Annotated in this window: 19 protein-coding genes; 2 read left to right on the top strand and 17 right to left on the bottom strand. The window is 50.1% G+C overall.

The genetic code is table 11. The annotated features are described in order from the left end of the window. Positions 1 to 130: 130 nt before the first annotated feature. The 5 genes from ldtD to cmoM all read right to left on the bottom strand — a co-directional run bounded on the left by ldtD (position 131) and on the right by cmoM (position 9,387). The gene (gene ldtD, locus ACF2G4_RS02585) at positions 131 to 1,942 is read right to left on the bottom strand and encodes a L,D-transpeptidase (protein ID WP_409075460.1); all 1,812 of its coding nucleotides are present in this window, start codon (positions 1,940 to 1,942) and stop codon (positions 131 to 133) included. Positions 1,943 to 2,092: 150 nt separating this feature from the next. After that, positions 2,093 to 6,580, bottom strand: a complete 4,488-nt coding sequence (mukB, locus tag ACF2G4_RS02580) for a chromosome partition protein MukB (protein ID WP_409075459.1) — start codon at positions 6,578 to 6,580, stop codon at positions 2,093 to 2,095. Beyond that, entirely contained in the window at positions 6,577 to 7,302 is a 726-nt protein-coding gene (gene mukE / locus ACF2G4_RS02575) for a chromosome partition protein MukE (protein ID WP_215847181.1), read from the bottom strand. Before mukE ends, mukB begins: the two co-directional genes overlap by 4 nt. Beyond that, entirely contained in the window at positions 7,283 to 8,605 is a 1,323-nt protein-coding gene (mukF, locus tag ACF2G4_RS02570) for a chromosome partition protein MukF (protein ID WP_409075458.1), read from the bottom strand. Before mukF ends, mukE begins: the two co-directional genes overlap by 20 nt. Then, positions 8,602 to 9,387 (bottom strand): tRNA uridine 5-oxyacetic acid(34) methyltransferase CmoM, encoded by a 786-nt coding sequence (cmoM, locus tag ACF2G4_RS02565; protein WP_409075457.1) that lies wholly within the window; start codon positions 9,385 to 9,387, stop codon positions 8,602 to 8,604. The genes mukF and cmoM overlap by 4 nt, the downstream gene beginning before the upstream one ends. A gap of 125 nt (positions 9,388 to 9,512) precedes the next feature. Between cmoM and elyC the strand changes: the two genes are divergently transcribed. Then, positions 9,513 to 10,298, top strand: a complete 786-nt coding sequence (gene elyC / locus ACF2G4_RS02560; RefSeq protein ID WP_409075456.1) for an envelope biogenesis factor ElyC — start codon at positions 9,513 to 9,515, stop codon at positions 10,296 to 10,298. Here the strand turns inward: elyC and ACF2G4_RS02555 are convergent. The 12 genes from ACF2G4_RS02555 to serC all read right to left on the bottom strand — a co-directional run bounded on the left by ACF2G4_RS02555 (position 10,278) and on the right by serC (position 24,283). Continuing rightward, the gene (locus ACF2G4_RS02555) at positions 10,278 to 11,171 is read right to left on the bottom strand and encodes a hypothetical protein (RefSeq protein WP_215847184.1); all 894 of its coding nucleotides are present in this window, start codon (positions 11,169 to 11,171) and stop codon (positions 10,278 to 10,280) included. The genes elyC and ACF2G4_RS02555 overlap by 21 nt on opposite strands. Positions 11,172 to 11,282: 111 nt before the next feature. Beyond that, complete coding sequence (gene kdsB, locus ACF2G4_RS02550; RefSeq protein ID WP_243078238.1) at positions 11,283 to 12,032, bottom strand: 3-deoxy-manno-octulosonate cytidylyltransferase; 750 nt, start codon at positions 12,030 to 12,032, stop codon at positions 11,283 to 11,285. Continuing rightward, complete coding sequence (locus ACF2G4_RS02545; protein ID WP_215847186.1) at positions 12,029 to 12,211, bottom strand: Trm112 family protein; 183 nt, start codon at positions 12,209 to 12,211, stop codon at positions 12,029 to 12,031. The genes kdsB and ACF2G4_RS02545 overlap by 4 nt, the downstream gene beginning before the upstream one ends. An 82-nt stretch (positions 12,212 to 12,293) precedes the next feature. Continuing rightward, positions 12,294 to 13,520 (bottom strand): winged helix-turn-helix domain-containing protein, encoded by a 1,227-nt coding sequence (locus ACF2G4_RS02540; protein WP_409075455.1) that lies wholly within the window; start codon positions 13,518 to 13,520, stop codon positions 12,294 to 12,296. Positions 13,521 to 13,548: 28 nt separating this feature from the next. Continuing rightward, positions 13,549 to 14,550 carry a tetraacyldisaccharide 4'-kinase gene (lpxK, locus tag ACF2G4_RS02535; protein ID WP_409075454.1) on the bottom strand — a complete coding sequence of 334 codons (1,002 nt, stop codon included), beginning with the start codon at positions 14,548 to 14,550 and terminating at the stop codon, positions 13,549 to 13,551. Next, positions 14,547 to 16,295 carry a lipid A ABC transporter ATP-binding protein/permease MsbA gene (gene msbA, locus ACF2G4_RS02530; RefSeq protein ID WP_215847189.1) on the bottom strand — a complete coding sequence of 583 codons (1,749 nt, stop codon included), beginning with the start codon at positions 16,293 to 16,295 and terminating at the stop codon, positions 14,547 to 14,549. Before msbA ends, lpxK begins: the two co-directional genes overlap by 4 nt. 34 nt (positions 16,296 to 16,329) lie before the next feature. Beyond that, on the bottom strand, positions 16,330 to 18,582 hold the full coding sequence (locus ACF2G4_RS02525) for a DNA internalization-related competence protein ComEC/Rec2 (RefSeq protein ID WP_409075453.1): 2,253 nt from the start codon (positions 18,580 to 18,582) through the stop codon (positions 16,330 to 16,332). A 204-nt stretch (positions 18,583 to 18,786) separates the two neighbouring features. After that, positions 18,787 to 19,071, bottom strand: a complete 285-nt coding sequence (gene ihfB / locus ACF2G4_RS02520) for an integration host factor subunit beta (RefSeq protein WP_003849360.1) — start codon at positions 19,069 to 19,071, stop codon at positions 18,787 to 18,789. An 83-nt stretch (positions 19,072 to 19,154) separates the two neighbouring features. Then, positions 19,155 to 20,828, bottom strand: a complete 1,674-nt coding sequence (rpsA, locus tag ACF2G4_RS02515; protein WP_215847190.1) for a 30S ribosomal protein S1 — start codon at positions 20,826 to 20,828, stop codon at positions 19,155 to 19,157. 122 nt (positions 20,829 to 20,950) lie between these two features. Beyond that, on the bottom strand, positions 20,951 to 21,631 hold the full coding sequence (gene cmk, locus ACF2G4_RS02510; protein ID WP_215847191.1) for a (d)CMP kinase: 681 nt from the start codon (positions 21,629 to 21,631) through the stop codon (positions 20,951 to 20,953). Between the two features lie 193 nt (positions 21,632 to 21,824). Beyond that, the gene (gene aroA, locus ACF2G4_RS02505) at positions 21,825 to 23,111 is read right to left on the bottom strand and encodes a 3-phosphoshikimate 1-carboxyvinyltransferase (protein ID WP_332627490.1); all 1,287 of its coding nucleotides are present in this window, start codon (positions 23,109 to 23,111) and stop codon (positions 21,825 to 21,827) included. Between the two features lie 86 nt (positions 23,112 to 23,197). Beyond that, entirely contained in the window at positions 23,198 to 24,283 is a 1,086-nt protein-coding gene (gene serC / locus ACF2G4_RS02500; protein ID WP_215847193.1) for a 3-phosphoserine/phosphohydroxythreonine transaminase, read from the bottom strand. Between the two features lie 311 nt (positions 24,284 to 24,594). On the opposite strand from serC, the gene ycaO reads away from it, so the two are divergent. Further along, positions 24,595 to 26,358 (top strand): 30S ribosomal protein S12 methylthiotransferase accessory factor YcaO, encoded by a 1,764-nt coding sequence (gene ycaO, locus ACF2G4_RS02495; protein WP_332627488.1) that lies wholly within the window; start codon positions 24,595 to 24,597, stop codon positions 26,356 to 26,358. The last annotated feature ends 80 nt before the right edge of the window (positions 26,359 to 26,438 follow it).

Raw genomic sequence — 26,438 nt, 5'->3', positions numbered from 1 at the left:
AACCTTAACTTTCTCTCAAAGGATCGTCAACCCGTGACAAGGGAGTTTATGCGGCGATCCCGCTCAGGACCGCCTTTTCAAGACATGGCTTACTTTTTATAAGCCATGAAGAGTGAAGAAAAATCAAATACTAGAGCAAAAGCTGTTCTGCTCGCAGCAATACCTGACTGCCTGAGCGCGCAGTATCATCATAATTGTAAATATCTGTTCGATATTGTGGTTTGCCATCATCCGCAACCCATGCAGTCAGGTAGTAAAGATTAACCGGAATGCGGTGGCGAATAGGGACATAGCGCGTATCACCTTCTTTAAGCGTACTTGAGATGCGACTGTCGTTCCAACCCGCATCTTGTAGCAGCAAACCCGCCAGTTCAGAGGCTTTATTGACGCGCACACATCCAGAACTCAGTGCACGAATATCACGCTGAAATAAGTTGTGGTTCGGCGTGTCATGCAGATAGATCGCGTCTGAGCTTGGCATATTGAATTTATAGCGGCCCAGAGAATTGGTTGCGCCAGGTGCCTGGCGTAAGCGATAAGGGAAAGAGGAAGCCGACACCATACTCCAGTCAATCATGCTGGGATCCATGACCTGCGCATCTGCACTCCATCCTGATAACAACGTGTAACCATGCTTGTAAAGGTAGGTAGGATCTTGCTTCACCTTCGGAATGATATCCTGACGTACCAGCGTGGTGGGCACATTCCAGGGAGGATTAAGCACCACATTGTTCAACGCGCTGCGCATCAGCGGTGTTTTGCGATCGGGACGACCAACGATAACCCGCGATGAAAGGATCTTGTTGCCGTTGTTGTAATAGATCAGCGAGTAGTTTGCGATGTTCACCATGATGCCGTTGTGCATATCATCCGGCAGCAAGCGAAGGCGCTGAATATTCAATGCCAGCAATGCGGCACGCATTTGCGGTGAGACATTTAGCCATTCGCGGGTACGTGGACCAATCGCGCCATCATCCGCCAGCCCTTGCCACTGCTGGAAACGCTTAACGGCAGCCACCAGCGTGTTGTCATAAATATTTTCTGCGCTGACCTCTGCGCTCATATTTTGTACATTGCCCAGTGCTTGCGGTGGCTGCGCCGGCAGATCGTTAACGCTGGTTGCCGAAGGGCTCACTGCTATTGGCTGTTCACTTTGGCTCACCGGTTCGACAGCCGTCGGCACAGCATCATCGGTGGGTGCTGGCGTCGCGATTTGCGCCGTCATCATGCCGCTGCGCTGTAAGATTTCACGTAAAGCCGGTACATCGTCGCTGATCTGGCCTGGACGTAGCGTTTGGCTATTTTTCAGCTGCGGCCAGGGAAGTTTATCGCTAAGCAGGTTTTTTAATGCCGTATGCATGGGTACATATTGAGGATGCTGCGGTGTTAAGGAGCTGATGAAAGCACCATTTGCCCCGGCATTCACTGCATTTAACCAATGATTCACGACCGCCACTGAGGGCTGAGCCAATTTGTAGGGCACGTTGCTGTAAAGCCAGGTTTCGCCTTGAGTAGGAACATTCGAGACAAATTGCAAATAGCCGAGCATCGCATCAGACAGCACCACATCGCGGGCAAAGCCTTTGATATTCGGATCGGTTAGGCGATCAACCCAGCGAGTAAATTGCGGCTGCACACCAGAAAGCGCAACTTCGGCCAGCTGCTGCTGAAATTTCTGTACTGCATCCCGGTCTTGCCAAATCGGTTGCATCTGACGCGACGCATAAATTGTAGCCAGTGAAGCCTGGTAAAAAGGTCGATCGGCACCTGAGAAAGCCTGCTGAATTTGTTGCTGACTTTCACTGACCGACAGCGTTCCTTGTGTCGTTCCAGGTAACGCACTAATGATAGCGGCTTGCGATACGCCAACAGGAATAACGGTTAGCGCCAGTGCTAACAATGAAATAACGCGACGGTGTTTCAACTTATTGACCAGCAACATCCCTGCCCCCTTGATTAATCTACTGCGCAGCGTTCCTTGAGATTACTGCGATTGGGCTGCCACTTATATTTATGAGTATAAGAATAAAAAACGGCATTTGCCTCAATCGACAAATGCCGTCACCAGATTAACCAATGGCGCAGTTTTTGACTACGATTCCACCTGCGATTTTTCTATTGCGAAATGGGGACTGGAACCAGCCTCGCTTTCAGACCGCGTCGGCGCTGGATCGGCTGCAAAGCCGCGCAAACCCACAACGTGAACGTGCTCGGTATTGTTAAATACCTTACGGACCAGTTTATAGGTTGTGCCTTTTTCCGGGCTGATGTTCTCTGGCGCTGCAATAACCAGCTGCATTTCCAGACGTTCGCACAGTTCAAACAGCGTGGCAATTGAGCGCGCATCCAGACGTGCTGCTTCGTCAAGGAACAACAAGCGACAAGGCGAGATGTCTTTGCCACGCAGACGGCGCGACTCCTCTTCCCAGCTCTGTACCACCATCACCAGAATTGACATCCCTGTACCGATGGCTTCACCCGTTGACAGCGCGCCACTTTCTGCGCGCAACCAACCGTCGGAACCCCGATTGACTTCCACTTCCATCTCAAGATAGTTACGGTAATCCAGCAGCTCTTCACCGATGGTTTGCGGCGTCCGCTGGCCCATATCAATCTGAGGATTCAGACGTTGATAGAGCTTCGCCAAGGCTTCAGAGAAGGTCAGACGATTACTGTTAAACAGGTCTTGATGCTGTTCATGTTCTTCCGACAGCGTGTCGAGTAGCATCGCATGGGTTTCACGCACGTTGACGTTCAGTCGCACGCTGCGAACCTGACCAAAACTCACCGTCTGCAAACCCTGATTCAGTTGGCGAATACGGTTTTGCTCACGCTGAATGGTTTTGCGAATGATATTCGCCACGCTGCGTGAGCTGATTGCCAGCGTTTGTTCACGTGCCGTTAGCTCTTCAGTCAGACGGTTCAGTTCAATTTCCATCTGCTCAATGGCTTCAACCGGATCGTCGGTACGAATAATGTCCTGTCGAATACGTTCACGCAGATGCTGATAGACGGCGATGAAGAACTGGATTTTACGTTCTGGTCGCTTTGGATCTTCTGACAAGCGCAACACATCACGCAGATGTTCATTATCCGCAACGGCCAGACGCAGCGCACCCAAAGCCTTATCCGACATAGAACGTAGCTCATCACCGCTTAAATAGGCCAGTTCACGACGGTGCAGACGACGTTCAACGCCATTGTCTTTCACCAAACGCAGCACTAAACACCAACCCGCTTTGGCGCTGACAACCTGGTCACGTTTCTGATGATAATCGCGTTCGAGGTGACGCAGCTTCTTACGCAGCGCTTCCATCTCTGCTTCACAGAAGGTCAGCTGTTTTTCCAGCTGATTACGACGCGCACGGTTGTGGCTTAGCGCGGTATAAAGCTCATCACGGCGAATGCGGGCGCGCTCTTCAGCGCGGCTATCAGCGTGTACGCCAATATCCTGCATCTCCTGCTGCAACTCTTTCAGCATATCGCGCTTGGCGTCATAGGCGCTTTTCAACGAAGCCAGCACCTGTGAATATTGTGTCAGCTGCGCCTGATGCTCGCGCAGACGTTCACGCGTGCGGCTGCGCTCACCTTCAGCCTGCTCAAGGCGTTGACGCAATTTATCGCTGAGATCGTTGTTTCCGTTCAACATGCCAGCAGAATCTTCATAGCTGAAATGCGCCCGGCGCTGCACCACTTCAGTCAGCGCGAAGGCTTGCTGACGTGCATTGCGTTGCTGCTGTTGCGCCTGCTGATAATCAGCCTGCAGCTGTTCATGTTGATCAGGATCGCTTTGCAAAACAGTAATCAGCGGTTCGAGCTTCGCCAACTTCGCGCCGTGTTGATGCAGGAAGCGTGCGGCATCTTGCGCTTCTTCGACCTGCTCACGGATCTCTTCACAGCGATCGGCCAGCGTCTCATCGAGCAGCAGGTTAACGCGCGGCAGCAAACGGTTCAGCTGCGCGACCCCCTCTTTCGCCTGTTCGTACTGCTGACGCTGCTGCTGATTGTTGCTTTCATGTTGATTCAGCGCGCGTTCTAATTCACCGCGACGTCCGCCAAGCTGGCGAATCTGCGCTTCTGGATCATCATCAAACGCCACAGCCAAATGACTGCCGATAAAACGGCTGAACGACTGATGCAGACGCTGCGTTTTCTGCACATCAAATGACAGCGTGGCGTAACTTTCAGCCAGACGATCGCGCTCGGCATGCAGCAGTTCCAGCTGATTCTCACGTGCGGCACGACCAAACAGCGGCACTTTCGGGAAGCGTGAATAGCGCCATTGACGCTCAGCGACCTTCACCACCACCGCGTTTTGTAACTCATCAACACTGAATACGCTGTCATCAAATGACTGCGGATCGCCCTCGATCAGATAAAGATCTTCTGGACACTCTTCGAGACCATCCAGCTGCTCGCGCACCAGTGACAGATCCGGCACCACAATGGCGTGTCGCGAAGGACCATACAAGGCTGAGAAGTAAGGCGCATCGTCAAGCGTAACGTCATCATAGATTTCCGATAACAACACGCCGCCAAAACGTTCTGCCAGCTGGTTTAAGCGCGCATCATCTGCGCCACCAGGCTGACTAAGGCGTTCAATTTGCTGCTCAACGTCACGCTTACGCGCTGCCACTTCATCGCGGGCAACCGTGGTTTCGCGTTCGCGCTCCAGCAGTTGCTGCATGTATTCGGTAACGTGTTGGCTACTCGCCAATTCCTGCCCGGTTTGTTCACTCAGCTGAGTCAGAATTTCTTGCGCCGCCAGCCAGTGTGGCGCACGCGTAGTCAGCGCAGTAATGCGCTCGCGTAGCTGCTCCAGCTCCTGACGCATTTTCATGCGCTGTTCACCGGCATCCGCCACGCTGCTGTTCAGATGCTCAATTTGCGCTTCCAGTTCGCGCTGCAAACCTTCCAGAGCATCCGCGTCATAGTGCTGACCTTGACGCTTGCAGAACTCGGCTAACAAACGTTCTGCATCATGCTGCTCGCGCAGACGCTGCTCCAGCTCATTCAACCGCAGGCGCAGCGAAGAGAGTTGATCGGCGTGATGGCGCTGATTATTGGCATCGCGCAATAATTCACGTCCGGTTTGCCACGCATCCTGACGGCTGACATCGCCGGCAATACTGGTAACCAAAGCCAACGCCTGCTCAAACTGGCTGTGCGCGGCTTCTGCTACGCTCAGCTTCTGCTCAAGGCGCAGCAGACGCTCGGTGGCCTCTTCTTCTTTGGCCTGGAAACTTTCCTGCCATTCAGCGGCATTGTCGATGGTTAAATCAGGTAACTGACACAGCGCGCGGGCACGCTCCAGCGCCTGCAAAGCTTGCTGATACTGAATCGCACGCGTTTGCTGCACATCAAGTGCTTGCTGGAAATCAGCCAGCTGGCTTTTTAGTTCATCCACTTCCAGCTCAGCGGCTTCGGCACGGGCCTCATTCTCTTCCTGAATTTCGCGCGCTTCAGCCACCACTTCAGTCTGCTCTTCCAGGCGAAGCGTGAGGTCTTCAATGTCACCGTCGTAGCGCTCGATTTTTTCCTGCTGGCGCATCGCGGTTTGCACTAAATTCAGGTGATCGCTGGCTGCCTGATAATCCACTTCAAGATCATTTTCCGCACCGCTGTGCTCCGACAATTCGCGCGCCATTTCAATGTGGCGATATTGCTCTGACGCCAGCTGTTTTCGGCTGCTAAACAGGTCATTACGCAGCAACAAGGCGCTATCCAAATGGATGCGGCGCTCGTTAGCGTGACGCATATAGTCAGCGGAAACATAGTTTGTCGCTTCGGAGATCAGATGCTTAAACAGATCGCGATCGGATTGCGTTACGCGAATCGCTTCCAGCGTCATGCGGTTTTCGCGCAGCGCAGCTTCCATATCCTGGAACGCTTTACGCACGCCGCTGTTTTCCGGCAACAGATAATCACGCAGCGATCGGGTAATGGCGCTGGAAATCCCGCCATACAGCGAGGCTTCAATCAGGCGATAGAACTTGCTGCGATCGCTGGCCGAGCGCAAACGACGCGGCACCACGCCCAGATCAAACAGCATGGCGTGATAATCGATAACAGAGTTGTACTGACGGAACTGCACACCTTCTTGCGCTTCAACACGTTCTTTTACTTCATTGAGCGGCAGCACGCGCGCCTGACGGCTGTTCAATACTTCCGTCAGCATGTCGGTGGGATTGGTGTCAGTTGGCAAACCGTGAATGCTGAACGGTTTGATATCAACTTTTTTGTCGCGGCCCGCGACCTGCTGCAAACGAACCCCCACCACCACACGTTGATGGCGTGAGTTCACCACGTCCAGCATTGAGTAGCAGACGCCGGCACGCAATTTACCGTGCAAGCCTTTGTCGCGTGAACCCGAGGTTGCGCCCGCTTCCGTGGTGTTACGGAAGTGCAGCAGCGTCAAATCGGGGATCAACGCAGTCACAAACGCTGCCATGGTGGTGGATTTGCCAGCCCCGTTTCCGCCTGACAGCGTGGTGACCAACTCGTCCAGATCAAAGGTACGTGCAAAGAAGCCGTTCCAGTTAATCAGCGTTAGCGAACGAAATTTTCCGCGTTCAATCATGCTTGCTGTTCCTCCGCGTTATCACTCGCTTCGCTGTCATTCTCTTCAGGCTCATCGGCTTCAACTGGCGCCGTTGCATTTTCGAACAGCATTGCTTCACCGTCACGAATCAAGCGTAACTGTGCTTCGCGGGCATCATCACCGCTGCGCACGTCGGCACCAAAGCGAAATACTGATTCAGTAATGCGAAATTTGCTGCTGTCATTGCCAAAGAACCACACCATACCCAGACGACGCAGGCGACTCAGCGAGGCGCGCGTTTTCTCCTGCAGTTTGGCGCGATCCAGATCCGAACCGGTTGAACGCTGATTAACCAGTTTCAACAGTTTATTTTCATCAGCCAGCGACAGCAGCTCATCGTAAAGCTCCTGCTGGGTGAAGATACCTTCATTGGCCAAACGTTCTGGGCTGAGATAGAGATAGCAAAGGATTTTGCCTACCATCATATCCAGCTCAGACAATACAGAACGCGGGATTAACGTTGTTGAACGCGGGCGCAGGTAGAAAAATCCCTCTGGCGCACGGATCAGCTCAACGTTGTAGCGAGCGTAAAATTCTTCAATGTATTCCTGGTAATCCATCAGAAAAGCGTGGTTATCCAGCTCTTCAATACCTATATGTCGTCCCGCGCGTAACTGGCTGTCTAACGCAGGGAAAAGCGGATTTGCCAGTGCCTGGGCCAGTTTAACTGGCATCACTTGTTCAATATTTGTCGATGACATGTGCCTGCACCTTGGCTCCGTAATCATTAATGGCCTGCCATTCCACGGGCAAGCCGGCTAAATCAGCTTCTGCTACGCCGAGACGCACGGCCTGGTCCACCACAATACGCGCGAGATCGAAATGTCGAGCCCGTGGATATTGCGCCAGGTAATCGCGCATCACTGTGGCGAGGTTGAGCGGTTTTTGCTGAGACTTATACTCTTGCAGCGCTTCTTCAATCATCGCTGCCAGCTGCTCGCGAATTTCATTGAACTCTTCGTACTCAAGTTCGGCGGGCAGTTCACCCATCACCTCTTCATTACGCAGCGTCAGCTCTTCGTCGCGCATGTCATAAAGCCGCTCAGCGTTGGCGTAAGTGAGCGCCCATGGCGAATCGAAGTAATTTTGGACTGACAAGCGCAAGCGTTGTGCAAAGACGCGGTTTTTATCCATGTCGATGGCAGTACGAATAAATTTATGTACGTGGCGGTCGTAGCCAATCCACAGGTCAATTGCCTGCTGGCCCCAACTGGTAATACGGTCGAGTTTGCTTTGCAGATCAAACACCAGCTTGTCGACGAAGCCTAAATCCGGGCTGTCGAGCGTGGCATCTTGAATGCGCAACAGGTTTTCTTGCAGCTTATCGCCAGCAGCTTCCAGCGTATCTTGCAGCTCACGCAGCGTCCCGGAAGTTTCCGACAGCAACATTTCACAGCTGGATATCGCCGCTCGCCAGTCTTTATTCAGCAAGTCGGCGATGTCATGTTTCACTGCCTGCTGCTGCTCATCCATCAGACGCTGAGTCATGTCGATGCTGTCGAAAATCTCAGCGACAGAGTATTTCAGCGGCGCGAATACGTTACGGTGCCAGTGAAATTCATCGCCATTTTCTTCGGCGGCATCAGCAGCGCGCTTCAGCTCATTCGCGACAATCGACAGCTGCATAGATAAACGCAACGTGGAGAACTCACGCTGGCGGATGTAATAATCGGTGATGCCGATTGCCAACGGCGTCAGGCGATAAATTGCATTGCCTTCCGTCAGTTCGCTGGTGAATCGGTTGAGTAAGCGCTGGCGCACCATGTCATTGATAGCGTTATTTGCGCGTACCAGCACGGTTTCGTGGGTTTGTTCGAAAGCTTTACTGACATGACGAAAGGCATCTATCAAATCGCCTTCACTCATTTCGCCATCCATCCGCTCACCGTTAAGGGTGGCGATGGCCAGCAAAAAGGCCAGACGTTCTACTGGCAGCGCAAGCGAAAAATCATTCTTACGCGCCCAGGATACCAATTCAGGTACCGTCTGGGAAAATTCACTCATAATTCGTCCTTCTGCCCGGGTTTGCGCACGGTTACGTGAATGTAGCGCCCTAAGCTCAAAAAGGGTTCCTGACGGCAATAGCGCCGCTCCATCTCAATGATCTCTTCGTCGCTTTTCGGCTCGCCTTTAGGCGGCTTCATGTAGTCACTGAAAACCCGAATGCCCGCACGTTGCTCGATAACAAATCCACACGCTTCAAGCCAACGGTAAACGTCATCAGGATTGCGCGGAAAATCGGGTGACAACGTACGCTTTTTACGTTTGGTTAAATTGGTTCGCAGATAGCCAAAATTGCCGAGTGTTAAGGTGCGTAGCGTTAAGCCATGTAGGTTATAAAACATCAGCGAAAGCACCCCGCCAGGTCGCAAAACCTCGAACAAGGCTTTAAGAACTTTCTCAGGCTCAGCGACCCATTCAAGCACAGCGTGAAACAATACCAGATCCACTGGCGTATCCAAATGTTCGCCCACCTGCTGGGCGCTAATTTGTTTGAATTGCATGTTCTGGCTCACACCCAGCGCTTCAGCATTTTCCTGCGCACGGCGAAGCATCTCAGCTGAGAGATCGCACAATAAAATTTGATGCCCTCGCGCTGCCAGGCCACTGGAGATTTGTCCAACACCGCCCCCTGCATCCAGAATCTTTAACGGTTCAGCTGACAGGCTGGGAATAATGGTTTCAAGCTCATCCCACAAGATCGCCTGACGTATTAGTCCTTTGGTGGTGCCGTAAATATTTTGCGAAAATTTTTCCGCGAGATCGTCAAAGTTGCGATCCTGCATGGCGCTGGCTCCGGTATGCTGCGGTGAGACTTGTGCTATTTTGTCACAGGCACCAGAAGAATGAACCTTTCATCCTGTTCTTCTCTTCCAGCTGCTGTTTTTTCGGACAACAGGAGAGTTTTTAGATGCTTTTTAGCCTGAAAAAAGCGGTGGGCGGTCTGTTACTTCCCCTGCCGTTTCTGCTATTGCTGATGGCTTTGGGTATTTTACTGCTTTGGTGCAGCCGATGGCAGAAAAGCGGCAAAATAGTGATCTCAGTCAGCTGGCTTGTTTTACTGTTATTGAGCCTACAACCTGTTGCCGATCGCCTGCTTTACCCTCTGGAAAATCGTTACGCAACCTGGAACGGGGCAGAAAAGGTGGATTATATCGTGGTGCTGGGTGGCGGTTATACCTTCAATCCGAATTGGGCGCCCAGTTCAAATTTAGTGAGCAATAGTTTGCCAAGAGTAACGGAAGGCGTGCGGCAATGGCGGCGCAATCCTGATTCCACGATGATATTCACTGGCGCAGCGGGGGGACAGAACCCCAGAAGCAATGCGTGGGTGGCAGCCTCAGTGGCTGAAAGCCTGGGCGTACCGCCTGAGCAGATTAAAATTCTCGATCAACCTAAAGATACCGAAGAGGAAGCGCTGGCGGTGAAAAGGCAAGTTGGTCAGCACCCTTTCCTGCTAATCAGTTCTGCTAATCATCTGCCCAGAGCGATGCAATTTTTTCAGGCTGCTGGATTGAATCCTATTGCATCACCGGCTAATCAGATGGCCATTACCTCACCCTTAAACTGGTGGGAGCGCGCCATACCTTCGCCGCTTTGGTTGGGCCACAGCGAACGCGCTGTTTACGAAACGTTGGGGCAAGCCTGGCAACGCGTAAAGGCTGATGATTTACCGCTAACCGAGCCAGGGAAGTAGCTGCTGACGCGCATGGTCAAAACGTGGGCGATCAAATTCGCCGCTATGGATCAAAGTATCGATGCAATCCCATAATTGATAGACCCAACGCCGCCAGACAAATCCTTCTGAAACCGGTGCGCGCTGTAAGTAATCATGCAGCAGCGCCGTTTCTGCAGCTGACTCGCCTAAATGGATCAGCTCATATTCACGCGGTGCCCAGAGAATATTTCCCGGCTGCGTCATCGCGATGAGCTGATCGCTGCGCGCATTTTTTATCATGCTTTGTAATCGCACATTGCCATGAAGCATTACACAGGGATCATCGAAGTCCCGCAACAAATGGGCTAATCGCTCGCGACAGCGAAATAAAATTTGGCGATCTTCAAGCGTGAAGTAAGGCGGCCGCAAATAGCTCATTGTTGCCCATAGAACTTCAACCCGCTGTTTAAACCATGCAGGCCAACTATTCTCTTGGGTGCTGTCAACCGTGCCGACTAAACCATGACTGTCGATGCGATGCCAGGCCAACAAGCCTTCAACCACCTGTTCGCAAAATTCCTGCCATCGCGCAGCGTCGCGGGTGGGCGCTTCTGCCGACACGCCATTGAGTCGCGCCAACAGCAACATTTCGTGCACTGGCTTTTGCTGGCTAATGACCACGCCATAAACTGCAGGCACGGCAATTAATCCTTCATGGCCTAGTAATGCCAGCTTTTTGGCTTCGAGCGCGGCACGCCCTTGATGGCGATAATATTTCGCTATCAGCGGCATCGGCTTGCCATCATGATCGTACAAGGCATAAAGCCGGGTTGGAGGCTGTTCACTGATGGTTTCCAGACGACTGATTTTTTCACCCAGCACCAGCGTTAATTCAGCTTTCAGGTGTTCCATACGTCATCCTCCTGAGATGAAATATCACACTATCCTGGAGGGCTTGATCATAAGAAGTTTAGAAGTGGATCAACTTTTTGACATAAGCCGGGGAAGTGTTCCCCGGCCTTTTTAAGCTTGCATGGCTAAACGCACGCGCACTAAATCTTCTGGGGTATCGACACCCACGCTCGGAATGGTTTTAGCCACAGCGACATGGATTTTTTCGCCGTACCACAACACGCGAAGTTGCTCGAGCAGTTCGATTTGCTCTAGCGGACACGGCGCCCAGGCAATATAGCGACGGATAAATCCAGCGCGATAGGCATAAATGCCAATATGACGCAGCAGTGTGTCACCAATAATGTCGCGAGACGCCGCATAGCGCTCACGATCCCAGGGAATGGTTGCACGCGAAAAATAGAGTGCATAGCCCTGTGCATCCATTACCACTTTTACGGCATTGGGATTGAATGCTTCTTCAGCATCGGTGATCGGCACAGCTAGCGTGGCCATACCTGCATCAGCTTTTGCCAGGTTGGTTGCGACCTGACGAACGATATCCGCAGGGATCATCGGCTCGTCGCCCTGCACGTTTACAATGATCTCATTATCAGCAAACTGATATTTTTCGATCACTTCAGCCAAACGTTCTGTGCCCGATTGATGATCGGCGCGCGTCATGCAGACTTCGCCGCCAGCAGCTTCAACCGCTTTTGCCACGTCGGGATGATCGGTTGCGACAATGACCCGGCTGGCACCGGATTCACGTGCACGTTCCATGACATGCACCACCATTGGTTTGCCATGAATATCGACCAACGGTTTTCCAGGCAGACGCGTAGAAGCATAGCGCGCAGGAATGATGGCAATAAAACTCATGGATGAATCTCTTCAATCGACAATGTACGGGCTTCATTTTCAAGCAAAACCGGAATGCCATCGCGCACCGGGAATGCCAGCGCATCCGGTTTGCAGATCAGTTCTTGTTGAGCATTGTTGTAATACAGCTTGCCATTACAAACTGGGCAGGCAACGATTTCGAGTAAACGGTGATCCATATATCCTCCTTCAAGGACCGAATTCTTAGGCTTCAAGCATACCATAGCGAAAGCATCGCGACTGTACGGAAACCAGATGAGGTTACGCACCCTTGCTGTTGACGCTCCACGACGAACTCCATGCAGAAAGCAACGCTTTTGGAGCCTGTTCAATAATAACCTGTTCTGCATCTTGCCAGGCTGCAAACCGCGTAATGGCACGCTGAAAATCCTGAATAAATGAGGGGGTCAGACGTGTATTATCTTCCAGCCATAGGTTTTTAATCACGAGCTGGTTGGATTTACGCACCATGCGTGCATCCAGCCGTGCTTTAATCTGGCCGCGATGCAAGAAAGGCAATACGAAATAGCCATATTTACGTTTCGCTTCAGGCGTATAACACTCGATGCGGTAATCAAAATCGAACAGTTCTAGCACACGCTTACGATCCCATACCACGGGATCAAAAGGTGATAACAGTGCGCTGTGACTGGCGGAAAGAGGGGAATCAAGCAGCGAAAGAGAATCACGATGCAGCCACATTTCACCGAGCCCCGCCACGTTGACGGCCACAATGTCACCATTAGCCTGCATCTGCGTTAAAAAGGGTTTAAGCGCAACACGCTTTAGGCGGTAATAATCAGGCAACCAGGCGGCGCGAAAAATTCCCAGACTGCGAGCGCTATTGAGTAGCATGAGGCTGATCGCCTCAGTTTCATCAATGCTATGTAATTCATCTTGCCACTCAGGCATTACGCGGCTGCGTAAATCATAAACGCGTTGGAAATTTCGCCTTTCTGCTACCATCAATTCCCCTGCGCTAAAGAGATTTTCCAGATGCCGTTTATGCGGCTTCCATGCCCACCAGCCTGGTTTATGATTGTCGCCACTCGCAAAATCCGCAGCCCTTACAGGGCCATTTAGCCTGATGTGTTCAAGCAGATCGGTAATCTCTTGCTGATGTTCGCTCATCCAGGTTGCGTTATATTTCCAACCCAGTTTCTCGGGTGACAACATGCGATGACGCAGCAGTTTGTAATCCGCGCGAGGAATAAAGCACGCTTCATGCGCCCAGTATTCAAACAATTCGCCCTGCTTCAGCGCCTGCTCTAACCATGATGAGGGATAATGGCCAAGGCGGCTGAATAGCACCAGATAGGGACTTCGCGCCACGACATTAATGGTATCGATTTGCAGCAGTGACATACGCGAGACGCAATCAATAAGATCTTGAAAGCGTGCGCGGTGAAGAGGTGCGCGCAGCATTCCCTGCGCAGCAAGATGAAGATTTCGAGCCTGTTGTAACGAAAGTGAATGTGTAACGTTCATCCTCTTCCTTATCCGAGATCACCTGTAATTAATGATGCGGATCAGGCGAAGGTTTACGGCAAAGTTGTTCAATATCATTCAGCAAAGGCTCAACACCTTCACCCCGCAAATCAGCATCAACCGGTAAATACCACCAGTTTGGTTGCGCAAAAGCCCGACATTTCACCGCGTCTTTTTCTGTCATAAGCAGGTTCTGACCCGCTAAAAGCAAACGTGATAATTCATCTTTGCTGTAAGCATGATGATCGGCAAAGGCAATTTCCGCTAGTGGCGTCAAACCCTGCTGCTTGAGCGTAGTGAAAAAGCGAGGTGGATGGCCAATTCCGGCCATTGCCACAACATTTTCAAGCTGTTGGATGGATAGCTGCTCGCCAGTGAGTAAATTAGTCGCCTGACCGGGCTGTAAAAACATCGTCATTTCACCCGGCTGTGCTTCACCACCATTGACGATAATGGCATCTACTTCTTTGAGGCGTGAAGCTCGCTCACGCATCGGGCCTGCGGGTAGCCACCAACCGTTACCGAAACGACGTACGCCATCTACTACTACGATCTCTTTATCACGTTGCAACGCGTAGTGTTGTAATCCGTCATCAGTCACAACAACGTCAATGTCGCCACCTTCAAGCAATGCTTCAATAGCTAAACGTCGTTTCGGAGCCACCGCGACGAGTGCCCCGGTGCGCTGGGCAATAAGAACCGGTTCATCACCCGCTTGTTCGGTGGAGGTGTGAGCATTCACCCGCAGCGGGTAATGATCAGCTTTACCGCCGTATCCGCGTGAAACTACGCCGACCTGTAAGCCACGCTGTTGTAATGCTTGTACCAACCAGATCACCACAGGCGTTTTACCGTTACCGCCCGCGGTGAGATTCCCCACCACCACCACCGGAACCGGCGCTCGCCAACTTTTACGCCAGCCTCGTTGGTAGCTGTAACGAATCAAAGTAGAGATCGCCCCGTAGAGCAGGCTTAGTGGCCATAACAGCAACCACAGCGGCGATTGTCCACTCCAGATACGTTCAATCATTGGCCAAACTGCATTTTGTGAAGTTGAGCATAAGCCCCTTTCTCTGCCAGCAGCGTTGCGTGGGTTCCACGCTCTACGATCTGCCCATCTTCAACCACTACAATTTCATCGGCTTTTTCAATGGTAGAAAGGCGATGCGCGATAACCAATGAGGTACGGTTTTTCTGCAGTTCGTCCAACGCAGCTTGAATAGCGCGCTCTGATTCGGTATCAAGCGCTGACGTCGCTTCATCCAGAATCAATATCGGACAGTCACGCAGCAATGCACGCGCAATGGCAATACGTTGACGCTGACCACCTGATAGCAGCACACCATTCTCGCCAATGATCGTATCCAGACCGTTATCCATCTTGTTGATGAAGTCCATTGCATGCGCCATTGTTGCCGCTTTCTCAATCTCTTCACGGCTGTACTGTTCACTACGCGCATAAGCGATATTATTCGCAATCGTGTCGTTAAACAGATGTACATTTTGAGATACCAGCGCAACCTGGTTACGCAGCGAACGCAGCGTGTATTCACGTAAATCATGTCCATCCAACAAAATCTCACCCTGTTGAATGTCATAAAAGCGTGTCAGTAAGCTTGCCATGGTTGACTTACCTGAACCGGAACGTCCAACCAGCGCAACCGTTTTACCTGCAGGTAACGAGAGGTTGATGTTACGCAGCGCAGGTGTATCACGCCCTGGGTAAGTGAAGGTCACCTCGCGGAACTCAATGTCGCCTTTAGCGCGAGTGATTTCACGCGAGCCGTTGTCGTTTTCCTGCTCACTGTCGAGAATTGAGAACAGCGTTTGGCAAGCAGCCATGCCGCGCTGGAACTGGGCGTTAACGTTGGTCAGGGATTTCAGTGGGCGCATCAAGGCGATCATTGATGAAAACACGACGGTTATCGTACCGGCCGTTAATGTGTCCATTACGCTTGGAAAGCTCGCCGCATAGAGCACAAATGCTAATGCGAGTGAAGCGATCAGCTGAATCACCGGATCAGAGATGGATGAGGCTGAAACCAGCTTCATGCCCTGCTGACGCATGCGATTACTGACTTTGCCAAAGCGTTCAGATTCCACATCCTGACCGCCAAAGATCAACACTTCTTTATGGCCTTTAAGCATCTGTTCCGCGCTGGTTGTCACCTGCCCCATCGTGTTTTGCATGTTCTTACTGATGTTACGAAAGCGCTTAGAGACCAGTCTAATAGCAAACGAAACAACCGGAGCCAGCACAATCAGAATCAATGACAGCTGCCAGCTGTAATAGAACATCATGATAAACAGGCCGATAATTGATGCACCTTCACGCACTACAGTGACTAACGCACTTGAAGAAGAAGAGGCGACCTGTTCAGAATCGTAGGTAATACGCGACAGTAGTGTCCCGGTCGATTGCTGATCAAAAAAGGCGACCGGCATTCCCATCATGTGGCTAAACAATCGACGGCGCATTCTCATTACTACATTTCCCGAGACCCAAGAAATGCAATAGCTAGAGATATAGCTGGTTACGCCTCGTATCAGCATCAAGCCAATTACGGCTAACGGCATCCACAGCATCACTGATCTGTCTGCTTTGCCAAAGCCATCATCCAGTAAAGGCTTCAACAGTGAAAGCATCAGGGTGTCGCCTGCGGCATTGAGTATCAGGGCTATCGCAGCCACAAATAAACCCGCTTTATGCGGCGCGATCATCGGCCAGAGTCGACGAAATGTCTGCCAGGTTGAGAGATCTTTATCTTGATGCATTATTTATTCACGTTGTTGGAAATAGCCGGCCATTCTACCTGGATTCGCGTTTTACGCCAAACCACTGATGATACCAACGGGGCATTAATTGTTCCCTTAGCGTCGCAACACGCATTTCACCGTTATTAATGAAGAGACTTATTTGACCTGACTGACCTGTGTCAAACCAGTTAAAGCCCGTTTTTTGGTAATTTTCCAGTACCGATTTTGCAGGCATGCGCCAGGCGTTATAACGTGCTACGGAAGCCAGCGCAGCATGGCCATTCAGGCTTCGCAAGAACAATGATGATGAGGATGTTCGGCTACCATGATGCGGAACCTGCACGATATCGACGTTTAAATTATGCTTTTCTAACGCAACCAGTTGGCGCTCTGCTATCGCTTCTATATCGCCTGTGAGCAACAGTCGAACCTTCCCATCATCTACGCTGATCACGCATGAGTCGTTATTATTTCCAGATGCAGACGCGTTTATCGGCCACAAGACTTGAAAATGCAGCTGTTTCCATTGCCACTGAGTTCCGCGAATGCACGATAAATGTTCAACATTATTTAATGCGCTTCTCACTTGAATCTGCGGCCAGCGCTGTTTTATGGATTCAAGTCCGCCGCTGTGATCGAGATGTTTATGGCTGAGAATGATCTGCTGCAACTGCAATTGCTTACGCTCAAGCCAGGGAATGACAACGCGTCCTCCTGCATCATCTGTTTTCCAGCGTGGGCCGGTATCATACAAAATGGCTTCTCTGCCCTGACTGATTACGATACTTAAACCATGCCCAACATCTAACATATCGATTCGCCAGCCCTGTTCAATTTTCTCCTGACGGCTTAATAGCATTGCAATGGCGATAGCACAGCAGCTAAGTGGTGCACTAAAAAAGATTTGTGCCCGCCAGATAATTAACCCACCCCAAACAAGAAGCGCGAGCAATAAAGCGTTATGTAATGGCCACCAGCCAGTAGGAAGAAGCGTCAAAACATAGACAAGTCCACGCAATGTTGAGTCAGCACACCACCAGATGAGTACAGAGGCTGAGGAAAACGGCAGCATCATGGCAAGCAATATCAACGGAACGGTAATGAACGAGATAACCGGCACTGCAATCAAGTTGGCAACCAATGCCGTTACGCTGATGCCATTAAAAAGAGTGACCTGCAGCGGTGCCATTAAAATCATCATGCCAATCTGTAAATGCAATAATTGCAGCAATAACCAACGTCGCTGATGAAAACGAACCGGTAAAGGAAACCAGTGATACCAAATTAACAGCATGCCCACCGCTAAAGCTGAAAGCCAAAAACTCTCTGAAAGAACAGTTAATGGATCCGTAATTAATAGCAAGCCAATGCATAACGTCCATATTTGCCAGCCGTTTAGTTGAGCACCCGCAATACGCGTGGCTATCCAAATCGTTAATGCTAACAAGGCTCGCTGAGCAGGCGCGTGCCCGCCTGATAAACAAGTGTAAGTTGCAGCTAAAATCCAACTGGCGATAAGAGGAAACAGGTAACCGATGCGGTGTGCCGGTAAAAGAAATTGTATACCTCGCGCTAACAGCCACCCCACTCCACCCGCTAGCGCTATATGCATACCTGAAATGGCCATGAGATGTGCAGTTCCGGTGTCACGCAACAGCTGACGAGTCGTTTTGCTGAGGTCATTGCGGATGCCAAAAGCCAGAGCCTTAAGCGTGGCCTGTTGCGAAAGAAACCCGATTTGCGCCTCATGATGTTTAATGAATTGCCAGCGCCAACTACATGCGGATGATTCCGCATCTTGTTTTATGATTCGCCCCTGCAGTGGGGTGTGATTAGCCAATGCAAAACGCTGGTTATCAAACTCTCCTTCGTTTAACCGTGCATGCACTGCACGCAGCCGAAGTTGCATGCTCCAGCGCTGTCCGGGGCAATACTTTTGGCTATCACTATCAAATGAGAGCCAGGCAAAACGTGGGGGGAAAATAAAGTGATCTCCCTCTTTTAAAAGCCTGACTTTAATTTGTTTATTTTCCTGACGAACCTCATCAACAAGGACATAGAACTGTTGAGGCTTGATAGTCAGCTTTTCAATATCATCAACGATCAGGCGAGCATCGTGAAGCATCCACACCAGTAACAAGAGCGCAATGCCCGCTATACGTATTGGTTGTATACGGAACTGCAGTAAAACGGCCGCAGCACAGAATAAAGCGAGCAAAATTCCCGTTGCTGGCAGTTGAGGCAACACCAGTAAAGGGAGAGCGGCGATAATCGTTATTCGAGCTAATGCAGTCCATGTCAACATAATGCAATCCATCTAAATGATTTCAGCAGTTTGACAAGCTATGACGTATTTAAAAGGTGGGATTTAAGACTTTGGACGCTGTTATGTAGGAAGAGTGATGCTTTGCATCTTGCAGAACGTTGATTTGGACGTTGACTCGCAAAAAGAATTTAAAGCAAAAAAAAACGACATCCAAAGATGTCGTTTATGCGATTCGGTATCGGCTTAACCGTAGATATTTGCACGATCACGCAATTCTTTGCCTGGCTTGAAGTGGGGAACATACTTACCTTCCAGATCCACTTTGTCACCCGTTTTAGGGTTACGGCCCGTGCGCGGTGCGCGATAATGCAATGAAAAGCTGCCGAATCCCCGGATTTCAATGCGTTCGCCCTGTGCCAACGTTGTGGCCATGTGCTCAAGCATTTCTTTTACCGCATCCTCAACGACTTTCGCCGGTATATGAGTATGCTGGCCCGCCAGTCTTTCAATGAGTTCTGACTTGGTCATTTAACCTCCGGTTAATCCCTATTGGAATGTATGACAGCCTTTTACCGAAACCGGGCGGTTTCCCGCCCGGTGCGTTAAGACGATTACTCGCCTTTCGCCGCTTTGAACGCTTCAGCCATAGCGCTAGAGAAGTTGCTTTCTTCCTGTTTGGTGTTAACAGTATTGATAGCTTCTTTCTCGTCAGCCTGGTCTTTCGCACGAACAGACAGGCTAACTACGCGGTTTTTACGATCAACACCGGTGAATTTAGCTTCAACATCGTCGCCAACATTCAGAACCAGAGTTGCGTCTTCAACGCGGTCAAGCGAAGCTTCAGAAGCGCGCAGGTAACCTTCAACGCCGTCTGCTAATTCAACTGTAGCACCTTTAGCATCAACTGCAGTCACTTTACCGGTGACGATTGCACCTTTCTTATTCAAAGTGATGTAGTTGTTGAACGGATCTTCTGCCAGCTGTTTAACGCCCAGTGAGATACGCTCGCGCTCTGCATCAACCTGCAGTACAACAGCAGCGATTTCGTCGCCTTTTTTGTACTCACGAACGGCTTCTTCGCCAGTCGCGTTCCAGGAGATGTCAGACAGGTGAACCAGACCGTCGATGCCGCCGTCCAGGCCGATGAAGATACCGAAATCAGTGATTGACTTGATTTTACCTTCAACGCGATCGCCTTTGTTGTGGGTCTCTGCGAACTGCTGCCATGGGTTAGATTTGCACTGCTTCAGACCCAGGGAGATACGACGACGCTCTTCATCGATGTCCAGAACCATAACTTCAACCACATCGCCTACGTTTACAACTTTAGACGGATGGATGTTTTTGTTGGTCCAGTCCATTTCTGAAACGTGTACCAGACCTTCAACGCCTTCTTCGATTTCAACGAAGCAGCCGTAATCAGTCAGGTTGGTAACACGACCAGTCAGCTTGGTGCCTTCTGGATAGCGCTTAGCGATAGCAACCCATGGATCTTCGCCCAGCTGTTTCAGGCCCAGAGACACACGAGTACGCTCGCGGTCGAACTTCAGCACTTTAACAGTGATTTCGTCGCCCACGTTCACGATTTCGCTTGGATGCTTAACGCGTTTCCACGCCATATCAGTGATATGCAGCAGGCCGTCAACGCCACCCAGATCAACGAATGCACCGTAGTCAGTAAGGTTCTTAACGATACCTTTAACTTCCATGCCTTCCTGCAGGTTTTCCAGCAGCTGATCGCGCTCAGCACTGTTCTCAGATTCGATAACAGCACGACGTGAAACCACGACGTTGTTACGCTTCTGATCAAGCTTGATTACTTTGAATTCAAGCTCTTTGCCTTCCAGGTGCAGAGTGTCGCGAACTGGACGTACGTCAACCAGTGAACCTGGCAGGAACGCACGAATACCGTTCAGCTCAACAGTGAAGCCGCCCTTGACTTTGCCGTTGATAACACCGGTAACAGTTTCTGCTTCTTCGTAAGCTTTTTCCAGCGTGATCCAAGCTTCGTGACGTTTAGCTTTCTCACGGGACAGCAGGGTTTCACCGAAGCCGTCTTCTACTGCGTCCAGAGCAACGTCAACTTCGTCGCCAACCTGGATTTCCAGTTCGCCGGCTGCGTTCTTGAACTGCTCTGCAGGAATTGCAGATTCAGATTTCAGGCCCGCATCAACCAGAACTACGTCTTTGTCAATTGAGACAACAACGCCACGAACGATGGAACCCGGGCGGGTTTCGATTTCTTTCAGGGATTCTTCAAATAGTTGAGCAAAAGATTCAGTCATATTGATAATCTTCAGGATTCTTCAATTTAACGTCCATCTGACTTCATGTCGGATGGGGTTGTTTCACATGCCCAGCACCGGGTCCTTGGTACAGGGTTATTAAATTCTGTCACACCGAGATATTAAATGCCCAATTTTTCACGAGCATATTTCAATGCTTTATCGATAACTTGCTCGATAGACATTTGCGTTGAGTCCAGAACCAAAGCATCTTGCGCAGGAACTAAAGGCGCAATTGCACGGTTGCGATCACGATCATCGCGCTCTTTTATCTCGGCTAAAAGGCGATCAAAGTTAACATTAAAGCCCTTCTCCTGCAACTGTAGCATACGGCGGTGAGCACGTTCTTCCGAACTTGCATCCAGGAAGATTTTTACCGGTGCATCTGGGAAAACAACGGTTCCCATGTCACGTCCGTCGGCAATCAATCCTGGCGCTTCGCGAAAACCGCGCTGACGTCGCAGCAGAGCCTCACGAACACGTGGAAAAGCCGCAACACGCGAAGCAGTATTACTCACTTCCTGAGTACGGATTTCACCGGTTACCTCTTCTCCTTCAAGGATGACCTGCATTTCCCCACTTTGCGATACAAAGCGCACATCAAGGTGAGCGGCAATCGGAACCAGCGCTTCTTCTGATTCAATATCAACTTGATGGTGTAATGCAGCCAGCGCCAGAACACGATAAATCGCGCCCGAGTCAAGCAGATGCCATTGCAAGGATTCAGCCATCGCTTTGCACAGGGTGCCTTTTCCCGCACCGCTTGGTCCATCAATAGTTATAACCGGGGCAGTCGCCGTCATTATTCTCTCCTGTTACCGCGCGTCTTTTGGCTTTTGAGCCCTAATAATGGCAAGCATTATACGCGGCCTGAGCCAGCTTAGTTACCCCTTAGCGTAGACGGCGTTAGAAATTACAGGTAAATCAGAGGATTTCTGGCGAGGCACTGCCATTTAAAAGAAGGAATCCGACGCATGGAACGTCGGATTATGATTATCAGGCGTTATGACTAATCTTAGCCAACTGTTCGAAATAATCAGGGAACGTTTTAGCCGTACAACCTGGATCGAGGATGGTTACTGGTGTATCGGAGAGCGCCACCAGTGAAAAACACATTGCCATGCGGTGATCGTTATATGTACCAATGTCAGCATGTGTTAATGAGGTTGGCGGCGTGATACGGATGTAATCATGGCCCTCTTCAACTTCAGCTCCCACTTTGCGTAATTCAATCGCCATTGCGGCCAAACGGTCGGTTTCTTTTACACGCCAGTTGTAAATATTACGCAGCTGGGTTGTACCTTCTGCAAATAATGCTGCAGTAGCAATAGTCATTGCCGCATCAGGAATATGGTTCATATCCATATCAATAGCCTGCAATTTTCCAGCGGTGCAGGCAATGTAGTCATCGCCCCATTCAACGTGCGCGCCCATTTTTTCCAGCACATCCGCAAAATGAATATCGCCCTGCACACTATTACGGCCAATGCCTGTAACGCGCACCGTGCCACCTTTAATGGCTGCCGCAGCCAGGAAATAAGAAGCCGACGAGGCATCGCCTTCAACCAGATAGTCGCCTGGCGACTGGTACTGTTGTTGACCTTTAATGATGAAACGCTGGTAACCTTGGTTTTCAACATCAACCCCAAAGCTGCGCATCAGATGCAAAGTGATATCAATATAAGGCTTAGAAACCAGCTCGCCTTTAATATTGATAGAAGTATCCTGCTCGGCCAAGGGTGCCGTCATTAGCAATGCGGTCAAAAACTGGCTGGATACACTTCCATCGACACTGACTTCACCACCCGTAAACCCACCTTGCAGATGAATTGGAGGATAATCATTGTTTTCAAGGTAGTCGATTTTTGCTCCGCCCTGACGTAAAGCATCAACCAGGTGTCCAATTGGGCGCTCTTTCATCCGAGGCTCACCCGTCAATACAACATCTTGCTGGCCCAGGCAGAGTGCGGCTGCAAGCGGACGCATTGCTGTACCCGCGTTGCCTAAAAATAACTCCAGTGGTTCAGATGAGAGTAGCGGCCCTGCGTTTCCCGTGACTTCACAAACAGTACGATCATCAGAAAGAGAGTAACTCACACCCAGCGCTTTAAGCGCATTCAGCATATGCTTGATATCATCGCTGTCGAGCAAATTAGTCAGTCGGGTGGTGCCTTTTGCCAGTGCAGCTAGTAACAATGCACGGTTCGACACGCTTTTAGAGCCAGGCAAGTTAACGGTACCGTCAACGCGCGCAATGGGTTGTAAAGTCAGGGAGTCCTGCATGTGAAACGAAATCCTCAAAAAAATACGAAAACCCCGCCTGAAGACGGGGTCTGGTGCCAACATTCAGGCTGGCATGTCATTGATAATCAGCCGTGGCGACGTTCAAAATCAATCATGAAATCGGTTAAGGCTTTGACACCCTCTAAAGGCATTGCATTGTAAATGGAGGCTCGCATGCCGCCTACAACACGATGGCCTTTCAGAGCATGCAAGCCAACTTTCAATGACTCATCCAGAAAGACTTTATCCAACGATGCATCAGCTAACTGGAATGGAATATTCATGCGTGAACGGTTTTTAGTCGCGACATCATTGCGATAAAAATCACTCTTGTCGATCAGGCCATACAGCAAGTCAGCTTTAGCTTGATTGATCTTATCTATCTCACCGACGCCGCCCTTCTCTTTTAGCCATTTAAAGACCAGACCTGAAAGATACCAGGCAAAGGTTGGCGGTGTATTAAACATTGAACCATTTTCCGCTAAAACCTGGTAATCAAGAATTGACGGAACGTAAGGGTGCGCTTTGCCTAACAAGTCTTCACGCACGATGACCAAGGTCAAACCCGCAGGCCCGACATTTTTTTGGGCGCCAGCGTAAATCACACCATAGCGATTAACATCGATAGGACGAGACAGGATGGTCGAAGAAAAATCGGCGACGACGATTTTATTACCAAAATCGGGTTGCTCATCAATAGCAATACCATCAATGGTTTCGTTAGGGCAAAAATGCACATAAGCCGCATCGTCACTCAGATCCCACTCGCTCATCGGCAAAATGGCACGTTTGCCATCGAGTGTGGTTTTCACATCAAGCGTACGTGGTGAACAATATTTTTCGGCTTCTTTAATTGCGCTATGCGCCCAGTAGCCGCCGTCAACATAATCAGCGCTGGATGCATTTCCTAAGAGATTGCCGGGTATAGCAGCGAATTGTGCACGTGCACCGCCGTGGCAGAATAAAACTTTGTAGTTAGCGGGTATTTTCAGCAGATCACGGAAGTCCTGTTCGGCTTCTTCTGCTACCTGCATAAACTCTTTACTGCGATGACTTATCTCCATTACGGAAGTACCCAAGCCATGCCAGTTTGTCAGTTCTTGTTCTGCACGACGGAGCACTTCTGCCGGCAGCATCGCTGGGCCGGAGCTAAAATTATAAACTTGCGTCATTTCCCCTCACCACTGTCATATCGAACGGTTATGAATAACGTATCGGTTTTATCACTGCCTCTCGGTGGCTGCAATCACAAATCGGGCAGCCATCACATTTTCTGAATTTGCCGCTCGGGAGGTTATGTTAGTTATACAAAGCACAACGAAATATTATGAGGCTGCTCGAGTGTCATGATTTTACGGGTGGGTTAATAAGTAGAAGTGTGAAGAATAGCCAGGAGAAATTTATGACACCTTAATAGCGAACAAGCAGTAAAGTCCGTATCATTGCGCGCTTTACGCACACCTAAAACAGAGAGAGCGGCACCATGACGCAAACTTTTATCCCAGGCAAAGATGCCGCATTGGAAGATTCCATCACTCGCTTCCAGCAGAAACTGCAGGACCTTGGCTTTAATATTGAAGAAGCCTCTTGGCTAAATCCTGTCCCGCATGTCTGGTCTGTACATATTCGTGACCGTGATTGCCCCCTTTGCTTTACCAATGGTAAAGGTGCCAGCAAAAAAGCGGCTTTGGCTTCCGCTTTAGGTGAATATTTCGAGCGCCTCTCAACTAACTACTTTTTTGCTGACTTCTGGTTAGGACATTCCATCGCGAATGGCGATTTTGTCCATTATCCCAATGAGAAATGGTTCCCATTACCTGTAGACGATACTCTCCCTGAAGGCATTCTTGATAATCGCCTTCGTGCTTTCTACGATCCCGACAATGCGTTGGTTGGTTCTGAACTCATCGATTTGCAGTCAGGAAACAGCGAGCGCGGTATCTGCGCCCTGCCATTTACTCGCCAGTCCGATCAAGAAACCGTCTATATCCCGATGAACATTATCGGCAATCTCTACGTTTCAAACGGGATGTCTGCTGGTAATACTGCGAATGAAGCTCGCGTTCAGGGTTTGTCAGAAGTCTTTGAACGTTACATTAAAAATCGCATCATAGCCGAGGCGATCAGCCTGCCCGCCATTCCAGATGAAGTTATGCAGCGTTACCCAGGCGTGATTGAAGCTATCGCTCGCCTTGAAGACGAAGGTTTTCCAATTTTTGCTTATGATGCCTCGCTGGGCGGTAAATATCCGGTCATCTGTGTCGTCTTGTTCAACCCGGAAAATGGGACTTGTTTTGCCTCTTTCGGTGCTCACCCAGATTTTGGTGTTGCGCTTGAGCGTACCGTAACCGAGTTATTGCAAGGCCGTAGCCTGAAAGATTTAGATGTCTTTACGCCTCCAACATTCGATGATGAAGAAGTGGCAGAACATGCCAACTTAGAAACGCACTTTATTGATTCAAGTGGTTTAATTTCATGGGATATGTTCAAAGAAACAGCAGACTATCCTTTCGTTGACTGGAAATTTGACGGCACGACCGAGCAAGAGTTCGACACGTTAATGGCAATTTTCCGCAGCGAAAATCAGGAAGTCTATATTGCCGACTATGAACATTTAAGTGTTTATGCTTGCCGCATTATTGTGCCTGGCATGTCTGATATTTATCCAGCAGAAGATTTGTTGCTGGCCAATAACAGCATGGGTGCTGGCATTCGTGAAACGTTATTGGCTTTGCCAGAAAGTAACTGGAATCCAGAGGAATATTTGGATTTGATCGCCCAACTGGATGAAGAAGGCTTTGACGATTTTACTCGCGTCCGCGAGCTACTGGGTTTGGCAACCGGAAAAGATAATGGTTGGTATACGCTGCGCATCGGGGAACTTAAGGCGATGTTAGCATTGGCGGGCGGTGATTTAGATCAGGCACTGATCTGGACTGAATGGACGATGGAGTTTAACAGCTCAATCTTCACGCCAGAGCGTGCAAACTACTATCGCTGCTTGCAAACTCTCTTACTGCTGGCAATGGAAGATGAGCGTGATCCGCTTCAGTATCATCATGCCTTCACTCGTATGTATGGCGCAAAAGCGGTTGAAGCTGCCTCGGCAGCGATCAGTGGCGAAGCACCGTTTAATGGACTGCAACCCGTTGATAATGACTTGAAAGCTTTTCCGGCACATCAGTCATTACTTGCTGCCTACGAAAAGTTGCAAAATGCCAAGCGTCTTTATTGGCAAAATAAATAATCACTGCTGTTTTGTGATTTATAAAAAACGCTAAAAACGAAATTTAGGCACTGATATTTTGAAGTGCCTTTTTTTCAAAT

The organism is Pantoea phytostimulans (assembly GCF_046118715.1).
Lineage (GTDB): Bacteria > Pseudomonadota > Gammaproteobacteria > Enterobacterales > Enterobacteriaceae > Pantoea > Pantoea phytostimulans.
Note: the sequence above shows the minus strand (reverse complement) of the source record. Positions and strands in the feature narration are given on the sequence as shown.